The organism is Candidatus Binatia bacterium (assembly GCA_036563615.1).
Lineage (GTDB): Bacteria > Desulfobacterota > Binatia > UBA12015 > UBA12015 > DATCMB01.
Window position 1 is genome coordinate 305,921 of sequence record DATCMB010000018.1, and the last position, 17,352, is coordinate 323,272.

14 protein-coding genes and 1 tRNA gene are annotated in these 17,352 nt (G+C 71.2%); 7 read left to right on the forward strand and 8 right to left on the reverse strand.

What is annotated here, in order from left to right:
* The first annotated feature begins 32 nt into the window (after window positions 1–32).
* Window positions 33–1,493 (forward strand): hypothetical protein, encoded by a 1,461-nt coding sequence (locus tag VIS07_15485; protein ID HEY8516911.1) that lies wholly within the window; start codon window positions 33–35, stop codon window positions 1,491–1,493.
* Here the strand turns inward: VIS07_15485 and VIS07_15490 are convergent.
* On the reverse strand, window positions 1,473–2,267 hold the full coding sequence (locus tag VIS07_15490) for a DNA-3-methyladenine glycosylase 2 family protein (GenBank protein HEY8516912.1): 795 nt from the start codon (window positions 2,265–2,267) through the stop codon (window positions 1,473–1,475). The two genes, VIS07_15485 and VIS07_15490, sit on opposite strands and share 21 nt — an antisense overlap.
* Window positions 2,268–2,466: 199 nt before the next feature.
* On the opposite strand from VIS07_15490, the gene rdgC reads away from it, so the two are divergent.
* Both rdgC and VIS07_15500 read left to right on the forward strand, forming a co-directional pair.
* Window positions 2,467–3,126 carry a recombination-associated protein RdgC gene (gene rdgC / locus VIS07_15495; GenBank protein HEY8516913.1) on the forward strand — a complete coding sequence of 220 codons (660 nt, stop codon included), beginning with the start codon at window positions 2,467–2,469 and terminating at the stop codon, window positions 3,124–3,126.
* Window positions 3,123–3,680 (forward strand): hypothetical protein, encoded by a 558-nt coding sequence (locus VIS07_15500; GenBank protein ID HEY8516914.1) that lies wholly within the window; start codon window positions 3,123–3,125, stop codon window positions 3,678–3,680. The genes rdgC and VIS07_15500 overlap by 4 nt, the downstream gene beginning before the upstream one ends.
* Window positions 3,681–3,794: 114 nt before the next feature.
* Here VIS07_15500 and VIS07_15505 read toward each other — a convergent pair whose 3' ends face one another.
* Genes VIS07_15505 through VIS07_15520 form a run of 4 tightly spaced genes read right to left on the reverse strand, consistent with a single transcriptional unit; the run spans window position 3,795 to window position 9,180 of the window.
* On the reverse strand, window positions 3,795–5,024 hold the full coding sequence (locus tag VIS07_15505; protein HEY8516915.1) for a pectin acetylesterase-family hydrolase: 1,230 nt from the start codon (window positions 5,022–5,024) through the stop codon (window positions 3,795–3,797).
* A gap of 58 nt (window positions 5,025–5,082) precedes the next feature.
* Complete coding sequence (locus VIS07_15510; GenBank protein ID HEY8516916.1) at window positions 5,083–7,473, reverse strand: penicillin acylase family protein; 2,391 nt, start codon at window positions 7,471–7,473, stop codon at window positions 5,083–5,085.
* A gap of 27 nt (window positions 7,474–7,500) precedes the next feature.
* Window positions 7,501–8,175 (reverse strand): hypothetical protein, encoded by a 675-nt coding sequence (locus tag VIS07_15515; protein ID HEY8516917.1) that lies wholly within the window; start codon window positions 8,173–8,175, stop codon window positions 7,501–7,503.
* A 3-nt stretch (window positions 8,176–8,178) separates the two neighbouring features.
* On the reverse strand, window positions 8,179–9,180 hold the full coding sequence (locus tag VIS07_15520; protein ID HEY8516918.1) for a hypothetical protein: 1,002 nt from the start codon (window positions 9,178–9,180) through the stop codon (window positions 8,179–8,181).
* On the opposite strand from VIS07_15520, the gene VIS07_15525 reads away from it, so the two are divergent.
* The gene (locus VIS07_15525) at window positions 9,164–10,918 is read left to right on the forward strand and encodes a hypothetical protein (protein HEY8516919.1); all 1,755 of its coding nucleotides are present in this window, start codon (window positions 9,164–9,166) and stop codon (window positions 10,916–10,918) included. The genes VIS07_15520 and VIS07_15525 overlap by 17 nt on opposite strands.
* An 80-nt stretch (window positions 10,919–10,998) precedes the next feature.
* Here the strand turns inward: VIS07_15525 and VIS07_15530 are convergent, their stop codons facing one another.
* Window positions 10,999–12,816: an amidohydrolase gene (locus VIS07_15530; protein ID HEY8516920.1), complete on the reverse strand. Its 1,818-nt coding sequence runs from the start codon at window positions 12,814–12,816 to the stop codon at window positions 10,999–11,001.
* A 572-nt stretch (window positions 12,817–13,388) separates the two neighbouring features.
* Window positions 13,389–13,471 (reverse strand) — tRNA-Leu (locus VIS07_15535).
* A gap of 522 nt (window positions 13,472–13,993) precedes the next feature.
* Here VIS07_15535 and VIS07_15540 point away from each other — a divergent pair.
* Window positions 13,994–14,335 carry a phage holin family protein gene (locus tag VIS07_15540; protein ID HEY8516921.1) on the forward strand — a complete coding sequence of 114 codons (342 nt, stop codon included), beginning with the start codon at window positions 13,994–13,996 and terminating at the stop codon, window positions 14,333–14,335.
* 36 nt (window positions 14,336–14,371) lie between these two features.
* Here VIS07_15540 and VIS07_15545 read toward each other — a convergent pair whose 3' ends face one another.
* Window positions 14,372–15,076, reverse strand: coding sequence for a DUF4410 domain-containing protein (locus VIS07_15545; protein ID HEY8516922.1), 705 nt, complete (start codon window positions 15,074–15,076; stop codon window positions 14,372–14,374).
* A 201-nt stretch (window positions 15,077–15,277) separates the two neighbouring features.
* On the opposite strand from VIS07_15545, the gene VIS07_15550 reads away from it, so the two are divergent.
* Window positions 15,278–16,684, forward strand: coding sequence for a PQQ-binding-like beta-propeller repeat protein (locus VIS07_15550; GenBank protein ID HEY8516923.1), 1,407 nt, complete (start codon window positions 15,278–15,280; stop codon window positions 16,682–16,684).
* A 34-nt stretch (window positions 16,685–16,718) separates the two neighbouring features.
* Window positions 16,719–17,333 carry a glutathione S-transferase family protein gene (locus VIS07_15555; GenBank protein HEY8516924.1) on the forward strand — a complete coding sequence of 205 codons (615 nt, stop codon included), beginning with the start codon at window positions 16,719–16,721 and terminating at the stop codon, window positions 17,331–17,333.
* Window positions 17,334–17,352 lie beyond the last annotated feature (19 nt).

A 17,352-nucleotide genomic window follows, 5' to 3' on the forward strand; every position in this document is an offset into this window, starting at 1 on the left:
AGGATAGGCCGACGCGAGGTCGGTCGCTCCGTATGGGCCTCGCGGAACAGGTCGCGTCCGAGGAGGCGTCCAGGGAAGCGGCGCCGTTCCCCTGGCTGCTCTTCGCTGCGCTCGGGCTGGCGCTGATCGCCATCGCGCCCGACGCGTCGACCAACCCGTTCGACGGCCCGATGATCGTCGCCGAGCGCATGCTGCGCGGCGCGTCCGATCTGCCGCCGGAATTCGGCTGGATGGAGACCTTCCGCCACCGCGGCAAGACCTACCTCGCGTATCCGCCGATGGTGACCTTCATCCTCGTGCCGTACGCGGCGCTCGGCGGCGCCGCGCTCGGACAGACGGTCGCCAACTCGTTGCTGATCTTCGGCTCCGCGATCCTGCTCTACCTGCTGATGCGCAACACGCCGGGCCTCGAGCGGCTCGCGGCGGTGGGCGCTCTGGTCTGGGTGGTCGGGACGCCGCTTCTGTACTCGGCGCACTTCGGCACCGTCTGGATGCTGATGCACAGCGAGGGCAACTTCTTCCTGCTGCTCGCGCTGTACCTCGCGGCCGTACGCCGGAGCTTCTTCTGGGCGGGCTGCGCGTTCATGGTCGCGAGCCTGACGCGCTACGCGATCCTGTTCTCGGCGCCGGCGTTCGTGGTGCTCGCGGTCGACGGCCGGCTCGCGCGCGAGCAGCGCGGTGCGGCGCTGCGCGATCTCCTTCGCTTCGCGCTCGGCGCCGCGATCCTCGCCGCCGGCACGCTGCTCTACAACTGGTGGCTCTTCGACGCCCCGCTGAAGAGCCCCTACGTCACGAGCTGGCGTCAGAAGAGTGGTCACTGGGTGCGCGCCGACAAGTCGCTCGGCGCGACCGTGTTCGCGATCGGCTCGTTCCGGCCGAGCAACGTGCCGCAGAACGTCGCTTTCTACTTGACGGCGCGCCCGGTGCGCGTGCCGTGGTTTCCCTACGTGCGCTTCAGCGGCGGTGGCGAGGCGATCTGGCTCCTGAGCCCGTTCTTCCTCGGCTTGCTGCTGCCGCGGCTGCGCCTGCGAGCGACGCGCTGGCTCGTCGCCGGCGCGCTGCCGATGCTGCTCTTCTACCTGCTGTACTCGTACCAGGGCTACGTGCAGTACGGATCGCGCTACCTGAGCGACGTCTTCCCGTTCCTCGTGCCGCTCGCGCTGTCGGCGTTCGCTCGCGCGTCGGTGTGGTGGCGTCGCGCGCTGGTCGTGCTGGTCGCGCTGTCGATCGCTGCGAACGCGTACGGCGTCTGGGTGGTGAGCACCTTCGGGATCGGCCTGCCGCGGTCGTGGACGCAGCGACCCGCGGAGAGATCGGGAACGAATGCGCCCGCGGCGCGGTCGTGGAAGAAGCCTCCGACCACGCGCTCGTGGAAGAAGCCGCCCGCCGCGCGAGCGCCGAAGAAGCCCGCGGCGGCGCCGCGGGCCGCTCCCGCGAAGCCTCGCAGCGCGCCGCCGCCGGCGGCCGCGGCGTCAGCGCGCGCGACGCGTTGAGCGTTCGGCGGGCCGGGTGGTGCGCGTGCGCGCGCTCGCTACCGCGGAGCGCTCCGTACGTGTCGTGGGCGTCGTGCGCGGCGTGCGCCGCGCGGGCGGCTTCGCGGCGCCGATCTTGTTCGTCACCGCGTAGCCCGCGCGCTCGAACGCGCGCCACATGTACCAGCTCGCGACCGTGCGGTACGGACGCCAGCGCTCGCCGAACTCGAGCAGCTCCTGCGGCCGCGGCATGTGCGTCTTGCCGTACGTGACGCACCAGCCCTTGCGCACGCCGAGGTCGTGCACCGGCAGCACGTCCGGGCGACCGAGCCGAAAGATGAGGAACATCTCGACCGACCACACGCCGATGCCGCGCACCGAGACCAGGCGCTCGATGAGCTCCTCGTCCGACATGCGGCGCGCCTGCGCGAGCGTCGGGACCACGCCGTCGAGCGTCTTGCGGGCGAGGTCCTTCATCGCGAGGACCTTCGCCTCCGAGAGGCCCGCCTTGCGCAGCGTCGGCACGCGCAGCGCGAGCATCTTCTCCGGCGTCGGCAGGCTGCCGTTCTCGCCCAGCGCCCGCACGCGCTCAAAGATCGTCGCCGCCGCCTTGCCGGAGATCGACTGGTAGGTGATCGAGCGCAGCAGCGCTTCGTACGGCGAGCGCGGCTCGTCGACCTGGATCGCGAACGGCGGCGCCGTCGCGATGAGCTCGGCGAGCTTCGGATCGCGCGCGGCGAGCGTGTGCGTCGCCTCGTCGAGGTCGAAGGGTAGGGTGAAGGGCTGCGTCGTCATGGCGTCGCCTCGCTGCACGGGGCTGGTCGCCTCGCTGTAGCCGATCCGCGCAGCTCACGATATGCGCAGAGCGCGCGCTTCGTCGCGAGTGTCCATCGTGAGCGTCCGTCGCGAACGACGACGATCGCGAACCACGGCGAGAATCGCGGCGTCTTCGCCTTGCGTGCGAGCAAACGGGGATGCTACCTCGCGCGCCCTCATGGGTTTCCTCTCCGCGAGCTCGTCGATCGTGCGCTTCGCCGCGCCGGCGCCGAAGCACCTCGACCGCGAGGCGCTCTGCCGCGCGATCAACCAGCGCGCCTTCCGCGAGCACGACGAGGACGGCTTGCCGAAGACGGAAGCGTTCGGCTGGGTCGCGATCCACGACCCGCTGGTGGTCGAGCTCGAGACGAGCGACGTCTTCTTCCAGCAGTACGTCGTGCTCGGCTTCCGCTACGATCGCCGCAAGGCGCCCGCGAAGCTCGTGCGTCTCGAGCGCCGACGCGCCGAGGAGGCGCGCAAGCGCGAGCAGAACCTCGAGCACCTCGGCCGCGCGGTGCGCAAGGAGATCAAGGAGGAGGTCGAGGCGCGGCTGCTCCTGCAGGCGCTGCCGAGCCCGCAGCTCTTCGAGTGCGCGTGGAACCTCGAGACCGGGACGCTGCTCTTCACCGGCAAGTCGCGCGCGCCGCGTGAGGCCTTCACGGCGCTGTTCCGCGACACGACGGGCGTCGCGCCGGTGCCGCTCATCCCGTACTTCGCGGTCGAGCGCGTCGGCCTCTCGGGGACGACGATCGACGCGGTGCGCGCGGTCGAGCGCAGCTCGCTGGTCGCCGTTCGGGCCGAGGACGGCATCGCCGCGGTCGCAGGAGCGACGTCGTGAGCGAGGACTTTCTCGCCGTCGTCGAGAAGAAGCGCTTCCTCGGCCGCGAGTTCCTCACCTGGCTGCTCTGGCGGCTCGAGGAGGAGGGCGGACGCTTCGCGATCGGCGGCGACGTGGTCGAGATCGCGCTCGGCGACCGGCTCGTGCTGCAGGAGCAGGGCGAGCGCAACGGCAAGCTGACGCTGGTCGACGAGGGCGACGTGCGCAGCGAGCTCGGCGCGGGTCTGCGGCGCGGCAAGCTCGTCGACCGCGCGCGCCTCTCGGTGACGCTGCAGGACCGCACCTGGCAGCTCACGCTCGACGGCGGGCTTCTGACCTACGATTCGCTGCGCTGCCCGCCGCTCGGCCCGCGCGACGCCGCGCTCGCCGACGATCCGCGCGCGCTGTTCGAGAACGACCTCTTCCTGCGCCTCGCCGACGTCGAGCACGTCGTGCGTCTGCTCGACGGGCTGTTCGCGGAGTTCTGCGAGCTGCGCGCGTCGGCGCGCTGGGAGTCCGAGACCGTGCCGCAGCTGCGGAGCTGGGTCGCGGAGCTCGACGCGCGGACGGAGTAGGGGAGCTCTTCGCCTCGCGCGCGCGGCCGCGTCGCGCGTGCGGCGCTCGAAGGCGCTCGGAGCACGCGCGACGCGTGGCCGCCCGCGCGAACGCGCGAGGCGTGTCGGGCGAGGTCAGTCGCAGTCGATCACGACGTCGTCGCCGACCTGCACGAACGGCGGCTGCAGCGGGTCCGGCCTTGGATCGCCGGGCAGCGTCAAGCCACAGTTCGTGCACTCGACGTTGGTCCACGCCGGGCTGCCCGCGAGCATGGCGTTGACCCAGTCGACGATCGTCGGCACGCCGCCGGTCGTGTCCTCGTAGACCTTGTCGAGGCCCCACATCCCGTGCCGGCTGCCGGTGCCGATGTAGTAGCGGTAGTTGCTCGGGCTCTCGCTGGCCTGCTGGATCGCCTGCGCGCGCATCCGCTCGTTGAACGCGCAGCTCCCTTCCCACCACGTCAGCGCCGCGACCGGGTCGTTGCCGTTGAGCATGATGTTGTAGAAGCCCGTCTGGCCGCCGAAGCCGCCGTCGAAGGCCGTCGTGTAGTGCGCCCAGCGGCTCTCCGGGAAGTAGTGCGCGACGACGCGGGTGTAGCCCGGCATGCCCTCGTCGTTCTCCAGCACCTCGCGGAGCTGCGGGATCTCGGGCGGCAGGTTCGCGATGAAGTTCCAGTTCGGGAAGTACTCGTCGAGGAACTCCTGCGTGATGACGCCGTTGCCGGCGTCGGCGAGCACGTAGAAGCGCGCGTTCGGATACGCGAGGTGCAGCAGCGGCGCCTGGAAGAACGCGCCGTACGCGCCCGCGCTCGTGCCGGTGACGAACACCTCCTCGGGGTTCGGGAAGTTCTCGCGCGCGTACTTCTCCGCGACGCGCGCGTTGTGGTAGCCGCGGTGCTCGACGTGCAGCGGGTAGTCCTGCGCCGCGTCGCCGAAGTGAATGTCGCACGAGCAGTACGGCACGTAGAGGATGTGCCAGTCGCGGAACGGATTGCGCGGATCGTTGAGGTTGGCGAAGCCGCTCCCGTGAAAATTGGGATTGTCGCCGCCGTTGGGGTCGACGTTGGTGTCGCACGCGGGGAGGCTGCAGGTCAGCTGGTTCCAGCACGCGCCGCCGCCCTGGTAGTAGACCAGCAGCTTGTTCACCGAGCCGCGCTTGGCCCAGAAGTGGTACGGCGAGCCGTCCATGCACATCGGGAACAGCTCCCGACCCTCGTACTCGATCGGCCCGACCGGCGAGATCATCCGGAACTCGGTGTCCGGCGGCAGGTTCGCGGTGTCGCTGTCGCTGCAGCCGGCGAACGCGAGCAGCGCGCCGGCGAGGAGCGCCGTGATCGTGCCGGTCGCGCGTCGTTCTCTTCTCAACGCATGGAGCATCGCTCTTTCTCCCTCCTGAAGGGGCGACGGTGAAACGAGCGGCGTCTCACCGCCGCTCGAACTCGATGACCTGCTGGAACGTCGGCCGGTTGGTGGTCGGGAAGCGGTCGGGGATGAGCCCCGGCACGAAGCCCGTCTGCGACGCCGGCCCGCGCCACTGCGACGGATCGTCGCCGTGCTCCTCGGCGAGCGCCTCCACGGTCTCGTGCAGCGCCTGCCACAGCGAGTCGACGCACCTCGGCAGCCTGCCGTTCCCGCAGTACGAAAGGTTGAAGCGACCCTTGACGCGCTCGCCGAGCAGCGCCCGCAGGTCCTTGTCGACGTAGGAGTATCCCGACGGGCCGTTCAGGTTGCGCAGCCGGTTCAGATCGCCGAGCAGGTCGCCGAACACCGGCCGCATCACCGCCTCGGCGATCGGCCGCCACACCGCGTCCATGATCACCGGACCGGCGTGGTCGTACATCCCGTCGCCGTCGGCGTCGACGCGCGGCGCGTCGTCCGCGACCCAGGCGTCGAGGATCTCGACCACCTGCTGATCGCGCGCGCTCGGCGCGCGTCCCTTCTTCAGCACGCGGCTCACGACCGGCCACACCAGCGAGCGGATGTCCTCGGTCGCGGCGCGGTTCATGATGCCGACGACGTCGGTGAGCAGCGGCTTGCGCGGCCACTGGTCGAACACCTCGACGCGGTGCACGGAGCCGTACGGCTCGTCGTCGCCGTGCATGAAGCCCGGCGCCGACTGGTTGTTCCAGTTGAGCAGCAAGCCCTCCGGGCCGCCGACGTCGTGCGGATGGGCGCGCTCGGGCAGGAAGCCCTGCCACTCGTACTGACCGGTGCCGAGCGTCGGCAGACGACGGTCGAGCCCGCGCGGACGGCGCGGCAGCAGGCCGGAGGAGAAGTAGGCCGTCGTGCGCCGCGAGACGTACGCCCAGTTGAAGGTGAAGCCGAACTGATTGGCGGTGTGCCAGAACAGGGCCGGCGTCTTCGCGACACCCTCGGTCATGCGCTTGAGCGCGACGAGGTTCAGCGCGTCACGCCCGAACGTCGAGCGACGACGCGACAGCGCGTACGGCTTCCCGTCGACGGTCGCGGTCGCGAACACCGGCCCGTGCACCGTGACGTTGTAGATGAGCGGCGTGTCGCCGAGCGTGCCGGCGTTGAAGGTCTCCATCGGACGGCACTGCCCGTGGAAGAGGTAGTGCTTCGACTCGCGGGTCGGCCGCGATCCGTCTGGCTCGCAGAGCTCCTCTGCGTAGACGTCGCGCACGTCGTGCCCGGCCGACGTCAAGCTCCACGCGTAGTTCTCGGTGCGGCCGATCAGCACGTACATCGCGAGCCCCGGCACCGCGATGCCCTGCGCCTTGATGCCCGCGCCCTCGAGGTGAATCTGCTGGACGATCTCCGGATAGTAGTAGCCGAGCTGCGGCCCCATGGCGGCGAGCGAGTTGCCGGTCGCCGAGCGTGAGGGCGCGGTGACGAGGAAGTTCGACGCCTGCAGCCGGGCGGGCGCCATCGCCGCCTCGTCCCCGGACTGACGCGGATCGACGCTCTCGATCGAGTCGGGATCGAGCACGACGGAGCCGGTCACCGGACCGCCGGTGAGCACGGGGTACTCGAAGCGGCGGCGGATCGTGGTCGGCGCCTCGGGGTCGTTGAACAGCATGACGTCTTCCCACGCGGCGCGACCGCGCACCTTGCCGAGGCTCTGCTGGAGCTTCGCGAGCAGGTTCGCGTTCGCCGCCTCGGCGCCGCCGCCCGAGCCGAAGATCGAGCCGATGAAGGCGGTCACCGCGAGGACGTCGTTGACGGTCGCCGGCTGCTCCTGGATGCCGTTCGCGGCCCAGTAGGCGTTGACGCCGTCCGCGTAGGCCTGCGCCTCGGCGAGGATCTGACGGCCCTCGTCGCCGTAGAGCTCGACCAGCAGATCGGCCTGGGCGCTGACCAGCGCCTCGGCTTCGGGGCTCGGCGTGAAGCTCTGCGCGCTGGTGACGAGCGAGAAGGCGTCGATGTTCGGCACGTCGGCGACCGCCACGCGCGCCGGACCACGGCCGATCTGGATCAGCAGGCCGCGGTCGCGCGCCGTCGTCCAGCCTGCACCGAAGGCGAGATCCTCACGGGTCTCGCCGTAGATGTGCGGGATCCCGTACGCGTCGTAGATCAGCCGCAGCCCGGGACGCCCGGTGTTCTCCTCGCGCGTCGGCTCGATCGGCTGGAAGTCCTCGGGAAGAAAGAGCCGCTCGATGTCGGCGAAGGTGACGTCGTCGCGCAGCGGCGTGAGGCCCGAGTACAGCGGCAGCTGGTCGAGCGAGTTCTCGTTGGTCGGCAGGCCGCCGTAGTTGCCCGGCGGCAGGATGTAGCGAGCGATGTCGTCGGCGGCCGCGGGAAGCGCGCAGACGAGCAGCAGGCTCACGGCGAAAGCGATCGAACGATGCTTCACGAGGGACCCTCCTTGGATCCGTCGTGGCTACACCGCTCGATGCCGCCGGGGCAACCGCGATTCGGCGCGCGTTTGCCGCGTCGCGGCATGCGCTGCGACGGCTCGGGTGACGACGCATACGGCGCCGTGCGGCACGCGCCGCGGACGCCCGCGCTCCTTCTGCCGCGACGAAAAATGCTGTCTTGACCGAGACGCGACCACGCCCGTACGGTGCTCGCGCTCGCAAGCCGAGCAGAAGCGACGAAGCCTCGGCGGACTCCGCTCCTTGGATCTTTCCCGACCCGAGAGGCCGGCTTCCAAAGACCAGGAGACGATCACGTGACGACGAGGCCCAGTCTCGCTCTTGCGGCGCTGCTCCCGCTCGCCGCGGTCATCCTCTTTGCCGCACGTCCCGCGCACGCCGCGCCGGGCGACCTGGATCTCGCCTTCGGCGAGGACGGCGTCGCCACCATCTCGACCGGCGGTGCGAGCGAGGCGCAGCCGCGCGCGATGGCGCGCGCCGCCGACGGCGCGCTGCTCGTCGCCGGCCAGCTGTGGCAAGGCGAGGGCGAGAGCGCCGCGGTGGTCGTCCGGCTGCTGCCCGACGGTACTCGTGACGCGGGCTACGGGGACGATGGCGAGGTCGTCCTCGCGGAGTTCGCGTCCGCGATCGGCGTCGCAGCGCAGAGCGGGGGACGCGCCGTGGTCGCCGTGGTCGAGCACGATCTACGCTTCGACCCCCGGCCGCGGACGCTCCTGCTGCGGCTCGATCCAACCGGCGCGCCCGACCCGAGCTTCGGCGACGACGGCTACGTCGACGTCCGGACGCATCTGCCGAGCGGCTTCGAGCTGCGCGGGCTCGCGTCGGACGGCGACGATCGCCTGGTGCTGCTCGCGCGCACGACCCACGGCGGCTTCGAGAGCGTGCTCCTTCGTCTCGACCCGAGCGGCGATCTCGACCCGAGCTTCGCGAGCGCGGGTCTGCGCTGGCTCGAGGTCGAGGGGCGCACGCTCTCGGTGTCGGCCGCGGGCGCGAGCCTCGTCTCCTCCTGGCTGCCGAACGCCTTGCGACGCTTCGACGCGACGGGCGCGGCGGATGCGACGTTCGGTAGCGGCGGCACGCTGCTCGTCGACGAGGCCGCAGGGATCGGTGCGTGGGCGCGCACGGACGGGCGTCTGCTGGTCGTCGGAGGACACCGGGCCACGCTCTTCGAGCCGAGCGGCGTGCGTGTGACGAGCTTCGGCGAGGGTGGGAGCGTGGAGATCTCTCCGAGCCCCTTCACGCCGGCGTGGGCGGCCGTCGCGGGGGCGGACGACGGCTTCTTGGTCGCGTTGCCGGAAGTCGCGCCGAGCGATCCGTACGCGCGCACGATCACGATCGGCGCCCGCGACGCCTCGGGCGCGCTGCTGCCGTCCTTCGGTGCGTCCGGGATCGTGCGCGTCCCCGTCGGCGTGACGCACGACGACGCCCGCGCCGTGAGCGTCGGACCCGACGGTCGCATCGTGCTCGCGGTGCAGGCGTACAACGGTCGGCGCACCGGCGACGTGGGTGCGGTCGCGTTCACCGCGACGGGCGCACCGGATCCCGACTTCGGCGAGAACGGTGTGGCGCCGCTCGTCGACGCGACCGTGACCCACGACGACCTGATCGAGGGCTACTACACGACCGACATCGCGGACGCTGGTCCGCCTTGCCGACGGCCGGTTCGTCGTGATCGGCGAGCGCACCGACAACCGTCTGGTGCTGGCGCGCTACCGCGCCGACGGATCGCTCGACGGCGGCGTCGCGTACGGCGGCCGGGTGACGCGTCACTACGGCCACGATGCCTTCGTCGCGTCCGCGATCGCCGACCCGCTCGGCCGGCTGCTGATGGCCGGCGGCTCGGCGTCGCTCCCAGAGGAGTGGATCGCACGCCTCGACGGCGCGCTCGCGCCCGATGCGAGCTTCGCCGGCACGGGCTCGCTTCGCCGCAACGAGGCGCTGCGCGCCGTCGCGCTGCAGAGCGACGGTCGGATCCTCGCGGGCGGCGTCGGCGTGGTGCGGCTCGAAGACGACGGCTCGCGCGACTGGTCGTTCGGCGTGAGCGGCGTCGCGCAGGCGGTGCCGGGAGTACCCGCCGCGGAGCGCGTGTGGCGGAAGCTCTTCGTCCTGAGCGACGATTCGTTCCTCGCCGTCGGCGAGTACGACGGCGAGCTGCTGATCGCGCGCTGCGACGCGAACGGTGTGCTTGACGCGAGCTACGGCGACGCAGGGGTCGTGCGACAGGCCGCGATTCCCGTCGACGCAGTCCTGCAGGCCGACGGCAAGCTGCTCGTCCTGGCGGACGTCGCACCGCTCTCTGCCGCGCAGCGCGACGTGCGCGTGCTGCGCTTCACCGCGGGTGGGACGCTCGATGCGAGCTTCGGCGACGGCGGCGTCGCGGCGTTGCCGCTCTCCGATCCGGTGTACCCGGACCGGGAATTCCGCGCCTCGCCGCTTCGCCCCCGCGTCGCCGCGCTCGCGCTCGATCGTGCCGGCGGGATCCTCGTCGCGGGCTCGGTGTTCGACGGTCTGCGGCGTCGAGCCGCCGTCGTGCGCCTGCTCGGCGACGCGCCGGCCACCTGCGGCAACGGCGTCGTCGAGCCGACCGAGGACTGCGACGACGGCAACGTGGTCGCGGGCGACGGCTGCGATTCCGCGTGCGCGATCGAGCCGTGCTTCCTGTGCCGCGGCGCGCCGTCGACGTGCACGGGCGACGCGACCGATGCGGACGGCGACGGCGTCTGCGATTCGATCGACGTCTGCGCGGCGACGCCCGACGTCGCACAGCGCGACAGCGACGGTGATGGCGTCGGCGACGCCTGCGACGGCTGCCCGTTCGCCCCGGATTCCGCGCAGACCAACACCGACCGCGACCGTCGCGGCGACGCCTGTGACGTCTGCCCGCTCGACCGGCCGTTCTTGAATGACGTGACCCTGCGCTTGACGTCGAACGGCACGCGCGGCGGGCGGTTCACGGCCGCGGGACGCTTCCCGTACTACGTGCCGTTCCTCGACCCGGAGCGCGATGGATTCCGCCTGGTGGTGCGCGACGCGAGCGGCGACGTCGTGCTCGACGTCGACGCGGCGCCCGGCGCGTACGATCCCTCGACGCGTAGCGGCTGGCGGCGTGGCAGCGGCCCCGGCGCGTCGTGGCGCTTTCGCTCACCGCCGAATCCACGCGAGGACGCGTTCACGGTCGACGTCAAGCCACTCGGCAACGACCTCGCGCGCGTCGTGGTGCGCGGGCGTCGCGCGCACCTCGCGCTGCCGACGGGCCTGCCGCTGAGCGTCACGCCGGTCGGGCGCGATCCCGAGCGCGACCTCTACCCGCAGCCGGACGAGTGCCAGGCGCTGCAGCTCGACGCGAGCCCGCCCGCCCCGGCGCGCGACGGCTGCGTGCTGCGCAACGGCGGGAGAGTGCTGCTGTGTCGCGGCGTGCCGTGAGCGAGCGCTCCGGCGTTGCGTCGCCGACTTCGGGCGCGCCGTGGACGAGCGTGCGGCTGGGCTTCTCCCCGCGTGGCACGCTACGGCGCGCCGTGCGTGAAGCGTCCGTCCACCATCGTCATGTCGACGCGCGTCTTCGCGAGGTCGTGCGGGTCGAGCTCGAAGAGGTTGCGCTCGAGCACGACGAGGTCGGCGCGCTTGCCGACCTCGATCGAGCCGATCTGGTGATCGAGGCGTAGCTGGCGCGCCGCGCCCAGGGTGTTGGCGCGGATCGCTTGCGCGAGGTCGAGCTTCTGGTCGAGCGGCGGCAGCACCGGCGCGTCGGGCTTGCCGACGAGCTGACGCGTCACCGCGACCTGCAGCGAGTCGAGCGGCTTGAAGGTCGAGAAGTAGCCCGCCGCGGGCCAGTCGGTGCCGAACGAGATCTCGCCGCCCGTGTCGAGGATCGAGCGGGCGCGGAACGTCTTCTTCTGGCGCTCGGGACCGTAGCGCTCGAGCGCGATCTCGACCGTCGCCGGGTCGGCGGAGAACCAGTTGCCGGAGAACTGCGCGATCACGCCGAGCTTGCCGAAGCGCGGGATGTCCTCGTCCTCGACGTACACCAGGTGTGCCAGCGTGTGACGACGGTCGCGCGGTGGGTTGACGCGGACCGCTTCCTCGATCGCGTCGAGCGCGACGCGCGTCGTGCGCTCGCCGATCGCGTGGATGTGCAGGTCGATGCCGGCCGCGTCCGCCTCGCGCACGACCTTCTTCCACTCCTCGACCGAGAACGGCGACTTGCCGACGTCGTCGGGCTTGTCGGCGTAGGGCTCGATGAGCCAGGCGGTGTAGCCCTCGGCGGTGCCGTCGCCGATGATCTTGAGCACGCGCGCCTGCACGACGCCGTGTGAGAAGCGTCGGTCGAGCTCTTTCACGCGCGCCACCGCGTGGTCCACCGGTGCCTCCTTCAGCGCATGGCTCGCGACGACGCGGAACGGCAGGCGTCCTTCGCGCGCGAAGTCCGTGTAGACCTGCAGCATCCCCTCGGGGTCGTCGCCGAGCGGTGGTGCGCCGGCGTCGAACACCGTGGTGATCCCGGCCGCGGCGGCGCGCGCCGCCCAGGCGGCGAACAGCGGGTCGACGGTCTCGCGCGTCAGCGGCACGATCGCGTTGACGATCGGCAGCAGCGCCGGCAGCTCGAGCACGTAGCCCGCGAGCGCGCCCTCTTCGTCGCGCACGTAGTAGCTGAAGCCCGGCACCGGATCGGGCGTGTTGCGATCGATGCCCGCCATCTCGAGCGCCTTGCTGTTCACCCACAGGCTGTGCGCGTCGATCGAAAAAAGTAGCACCGGGCGGTCGGGGACGATGCGGTCGAGGTCGGCGCGGTTCGGCCCTTCGGACGGGAACATGTCGACGCGCCAGCCGAAGCCGCGCACCGGACCGTCGGGGTTCTCGCGCGCGTAGCGCGCGACGGCCTCGAGCGCCTGCTCCTTGTTCTCGAGCTGCAGGTCGACGCCGGCCGCGAAGAACGCGCCCACGAGCGGGTGCATGTGCCCCTCGACGAAGCCCGGCAGCAGCATGCGTCCCGCGAGCTCGACGACCTTGGTGTCGGGGCCGATCCGCTCTGCGACCTCGTCGTTCGAGCCGACGGCGACGATTGCGCCGTCGCGCACGGCGACCGCCTCGGCCCACGGGCGTTTCGGGTCGACGGTGTAGACGCGTCCGCCGCGGAAGACGACCGAAGCCGGAGAGGTGTCGTCGCTCTTCGCGGTTGCGCCGCTGGCGGTCGGCTGTGCTTGCGCCGGCGTGCTTGCCGGCGTCTGCGTCGGAGGCGCGTCCGCCGCGGACGCGGCGCGTGGGCCGAGCAGGGCTTTCGCGGACGTCGAGAGGGCGTGGACGAGGTCGCAGGTGAGGCACATCGCGTTGCTCTCGCTGGCGCGCGCGGAGGTCGTGCGCGCGTTGCTGTCGATGATGTCGAGCGTTGGTCGGTCGGCGCGGGCGTGCGCCGAGCCGAGGCTGAGCAGACCGCCGATCGCGGCGGCGACGACGAGCGGAGCAGTAACTTTGTTCATGACGAGAGCCTGTCGAGACTGCGGGCGCGTCGATCTCGACGCGCCGCTCGCGCGCACGAGCGCGCGCCCCGTGCGTTCTCCGCGGGCGCGACGCGCGCGGCGTCGCCGACCTGGGAGCGCCGACGGACGCAACGCGCTGCGTGAACGCGGTGCTCTGTGCTGGGTTTCGACGGTGGGCGGAGCGGGCTTTAGAGACGCGGCGAGTCAGGCGTGCGCGGCAGCAACCGCGTGAGCGTCGCGCCGATGGAGGCATTCGCGTCCGGCATCATTGCTTGACGATCGCGAGATGGTGCTCCGCTTCTGCGATCGACTGCTCGTCCGCGACGCTCTTTCGGGTCGAGCGCTCGCCGTCCCGCGACGCTCGCCGCGTGCGGCTACGCCGCTCGGCGGCGTGCTTCGCGCTCGGGAAAGTGTCGAGGTGCCGGAGGCGGGACTTGAACCCGCACTCGGTTGCCCGAACCGGATTTTGAGTCCGGCGCGTCTGCCATTCCGCCACTCCGGCACGGGAGGAAGCGAGCCCTCGGGGATTACCGCACGGCCGCTCGCCTTGCACGGCGGACGACGTGCGCTGCGTCGACCGGCCGCCGAAGGCTCGCGCGGCCGCGCCTTCCGTGGCGCGGCCGCGTCGGGGGGACCGCCGCGCTCCCGGGGGTGGCCGCGAAGCGGGCGGCTCGTGCGTCCATGCACGACACGAGGCGATCCTCGGGCCGGCATGCGGCGGAGGTGCGACCGCGTGCGCGCGTCGAAGAGCGCCTGATTCCGCCACCTTGTGCGCCAACGGGTGACCGGATTGCAAGCCGACGAAGCCTCGCTCTCCGGCAACGCCGCGAGGCCACGCGCACGAAGCCGTCCGCTTTCCGCCCGCTGGCCCGTGCACGCGACGGAAGCGGCGCGCCGCGCGCCAGCGACGCCCGGACGCCGGACGATCACCCACCGGCGCCTGCAGTTGAACTACCTCCCCGATGCGGCGATGGTGACCGCGCCGACGCGCCAGGCGGTGGCGGTCCGACGAGGGAGGGAGGCGATGTACCTGATCCTGCAGTGGTTCTTGAGCGCGCTCAGCCTGATGATCGTCGCGCACATCGTGCCGGGCTTCAGCGTGCGGAGCTTCGGCTCGGCGCTGCTCGCGTCGCTGGTGATCGGTCTGGTCAACGCGACCGTCGGGCTGGTGCTGAAGATCCTGACCTTCCCGCTGACGATCCTCACCTTCGGGTTGTTCCTGCTGGTGATCAACGGGCTCATGATCCAGCTCGCCTCGGCGATGCTGGACGGCTTTCACGTCACGGGATTCTGGCCCGCGTTCTTCGGCGCGATCGTGCTCTCGGTGCTGAACGCGATCTGGCGCTCGCTCGTGCTCGGCGACTGACGGCCGACGCCGCTCTGCCGACGCGCGCGCGACGGCCTACGACGCCGACGCGCCGCCGTTCAGATACGCGGCAATCTCGTCCGCGATCTGGCCGCCGAGCTGCTGGATCTCGCGCTCGGTCGCGTTGCGCGAGACGACGAACTTCGCCGCCATCGCGTAGGGGTTCATCATCACCAGACCGCCCGGCGTCTTCCGGCTCTGCGCCGAGTCGGAGAAGCTCAGGAGCTGCGTGCGCGCGCCGTCGCGCATCGCGACGACGTCGACCTGCACCTCGACCTGCGACTCGCCGGTCCCGAAGCCGACCGTCGCGCTGCGCGCGGCGTTGCCCGGGTCGACGTTGACGATGCGCCCGCCGACGATCCAGCCGTTGCTCGGCGTCGGCTGATCGGGCTGGACACGGATCGCGGGGACGCCGAGCTGCTTCGCGTTGAGGGCGTCGGTGATGCTCTGCGCGAGCAGGCCGATCGCCTCGTCCTCGGTCGGCGGGCCGCCGAGCACCGGCCTGCGGCCGAGCAGGCTCGCGAGCGGCCGCGGACGCTGGTTGGCTTCCTGCTGCAGGTCGCCGAGCACGCCCGAGCTCTGCTTGATGGCGCTCGGGTCGACCTCGAAGCTCGACACGTAGATCGCGACCGGGCGCGCGCCCGAAGCCGGCGGCGGCGCTTCGCTGAGGTTGCTGACGCGGGTCGCGGCGCAGCCGGCGAGGGCAGCGGCGAGAAGACAAAAAAAGGTCGCGTTCTTCATTCGTAGGCAGGCATAGCGGATCGCCGCCGTGACCGAAAACGAACGCCGACCGCGCAGGCGCTCGGGCGAGGCGCATGCGCTGCTCGCGCGCATCGGGGGGCGCAGGCGCCGCGAAATTCCGCATTGCCCGCGGCCGAGCACTCGGCCATCATGTGGGCTTCCGAGCGGACCTCCATCCCGCTTCACCGGAGACACGCGATCATGCCCAATCACGCGTACCTGCCGGCTGCGGCCGGCTCGCGGCTGCTGTTGCTCGTTCGTTCCTGTCGCCCGCAAGGCACCCCGCGCCGGCGTCTCGCGCTGGCGCTCGGGCTCGTCAGCGCGCTGGCGCTCGTCGCCCAGGACGCGCACGCCGACACCCGCTGCGGCAGCGCGCTGCAGAAAAACGTCTGCCTCGAGGCGACCGGGAGCTGTCTGCCCTTCGCCGATCCCGGCCCCGCGAACAGCCCGTGGCCGCTCTTCCAGCAGAACCCGCAGCACACCGGACACGCCCCGTTCGCCGGCCCGACCTGCGGCAACGAGATCTGGACGACCAAGATCAAGGGCAAGATCCTGAGCACGCCGGCGATCGGCGAGGACGGGACGCTGTTCTTCGCGTCGGCGAAGTACCCGATCTGCGCCCTCAACCCGGCGAACGGCGACGTCTACTGGTGCCAGACCGACAACCAAGGGAAGCTGCCCGACTACTCGTCGCCGGCGGTCGGCAACGACGGCATGCTCTACGTCGGCACGCGCGACAACGACCTCTGGGCGATCGACATCCCGCCGACCAACGCCAGCATCGCGCCGGTCGCGTGGCGCCAGAAGGTCTGCACCGACGGCGACATCACGACCTCGCCGTCGATCGGCCCCGACGGCGTCGTCTACATGGGCTCCGACTCGCTCGGCGGCGGCACCATCATGGCGATGTGCCCGGGCACCGAGCGGCGCATCAAGTGGTGCATCAACCCGCTCGGCGGCGGCATCAAGAACGTGTCGCCGGCGCTCAGCCCCGACGGCTCGCAGGTCTACATCACGCACGGCGGCGCGTTCGTCGCGTCCCTCTCGACCGCGACCGGCGTGAAGAACTGGGAGGTGCAGCTCGAGGCCAAGCGCAACGGCGTACGCGGCGCGAACTACACCCCGGTCGTCCATCCGACCACGGGCAAGATCTACATCGGCTTCGACGAGGGACTCTTCGTCGTGACGCCGCCGCCGTCGCTGCCGGGTACGCCGACGACGCAGCTGCTGTTCCCCACGGCCGCGCTCTTCAAGGAGCGCATCGAGTCGCCGCCCGCGATCGACACGACCAACGGCACGATCTTCTTCCTCGCGTCGCGCGGTCAGAAGACGTCGCTCTACGCGATCGGCTTCAACGGCCTGCTCAAGTGGAAGAAGGACTACACCCAGCTCGGTCGCGGGCGCGCCCGCAACACGCCCCCGGTGATCGACGCGAACGGCAACGTCTACGTGGTGATGAAGAAGGCGCTGCACGCGTTCGACAAGAACGGCAACCTGCTGTTCACCAAGCAGACGAAGAAGAAGTTCGAGACCGCGCCGATCCTCGCGCCCGGGCGCTTGTACGTCGGTCAGGTCGACGGCACGATCTACGCGCTCGGCGACTGCTGACGGAGCGATTCGGCGACTGCCGAAGGGACGTGCGATGAAGCTCTACACCTCGATCGGACCCAATCCGCGCACTGTGCGGATGTTCATGATCGAGAAGGGCATCGAGCTGCCGAAGGTCGAGCTCGACCTGCTGGGCGGCGAGAACCGCCGTCCGCCGTACACCGACAAGAACCCCGCCGGGCAGAGCCCGGCGCTCGAGCTCGACGACGGCCGCGTGATCGGCGAGACGGTCGCGATCTGCGAGTACCTCGAGGAGCTGCATCCCCTGCCGGCGCTCATCGGCACGACACCCGAGGAGCGCGCCGAGACCCGCATGTGGCAGCGCCGCGTCGAGCTGCTGATCACCGAGCACCTCTACAACGCGTTCCGCTGGTCGGAGGGCATCGAGCTCTTCCGGCCGCGCATGCCGGTGCTGCCCGAGGCCGCAGACGGCTTGAAGGCGCTCGTCCGCCAGCGGCTCGCCTGGCTCGACGGCCTGCTGGCCGGCAAGAGCTGGCTCGCCGGCGAGCGCTTCACGCTCGCGGACATCATCCTGTTCTCCGCGCTCGACTTCGGCCGCACCGTCAAGCAACCGTTCGACGAGTCGCTGGTGAATCTGAAGGCCTGGTTCGAGCGCGTCGCGGCGCGGCCGAGCGCGCAGGCCGGCTGACGTCGCGCGCGTAAGCGGC

Excerpts from the sequence above, each read along its gene's own strand:
- VIS07_15490 (HEY8516912.1), bottom strand. The coding sequence starts at position 2,267 with ATGACGACGCAGCCCTTCACCCTACCCTTCGACCTCGACGAGGCGACG.
- VIS07_15485 (HEY8516911.1), top strand. The coding sequence starts at position 33 with ATGGGCCTCGCGGAACAGGTCGCGTCCGAGGAGGCGTCCAGGGAAGCG.
- VIS07_15540 (HEY8516921.1), top strand. The coding sequence starts at position 13,994 with ATGTACCTGATCCTGCAGTGGTTCTTGAGCGCGCTCAGCCTGATGATC.
- VIS07_15550 (HEY8516923.1), top strand. The coding sequence starts at position 15,278 with ATGCCCAATCACGCGTACCTGCCGGCTGCGGCCGGCTCGCGGCTGCTG.
- rdgC (HEY8516913.1), top strand. The coding sequence starts at position 2,467 with ATGGGTTTCCTCTCCGCGAGCTCGTCGATCGTGCGCTTCGCCGCGCCG.
- VIS07_15530 (HEY8516920.1), bottom strand. The coding sequence starts at position 12,816 with ATGTGCCTCACCTGCGACCTCGTCCACGCCCTCTCGACGTCCGCGAAA.
- VIS07_15555 (HEY8516924.1), top strand. The coding sequence starts at position 16,719 with ATGAAGCTCTACACCTCGATCGGACCCAATCCGCGCACTGTGCGGATG.
- VIS07_15545 (HEY8516922.1), bottom strand. The coding sequence starts at position 15,076 with ATGAAGAACGCGACCTTTTTTTGTCTTCTCGCCGCTGCCCTCGCCGGC.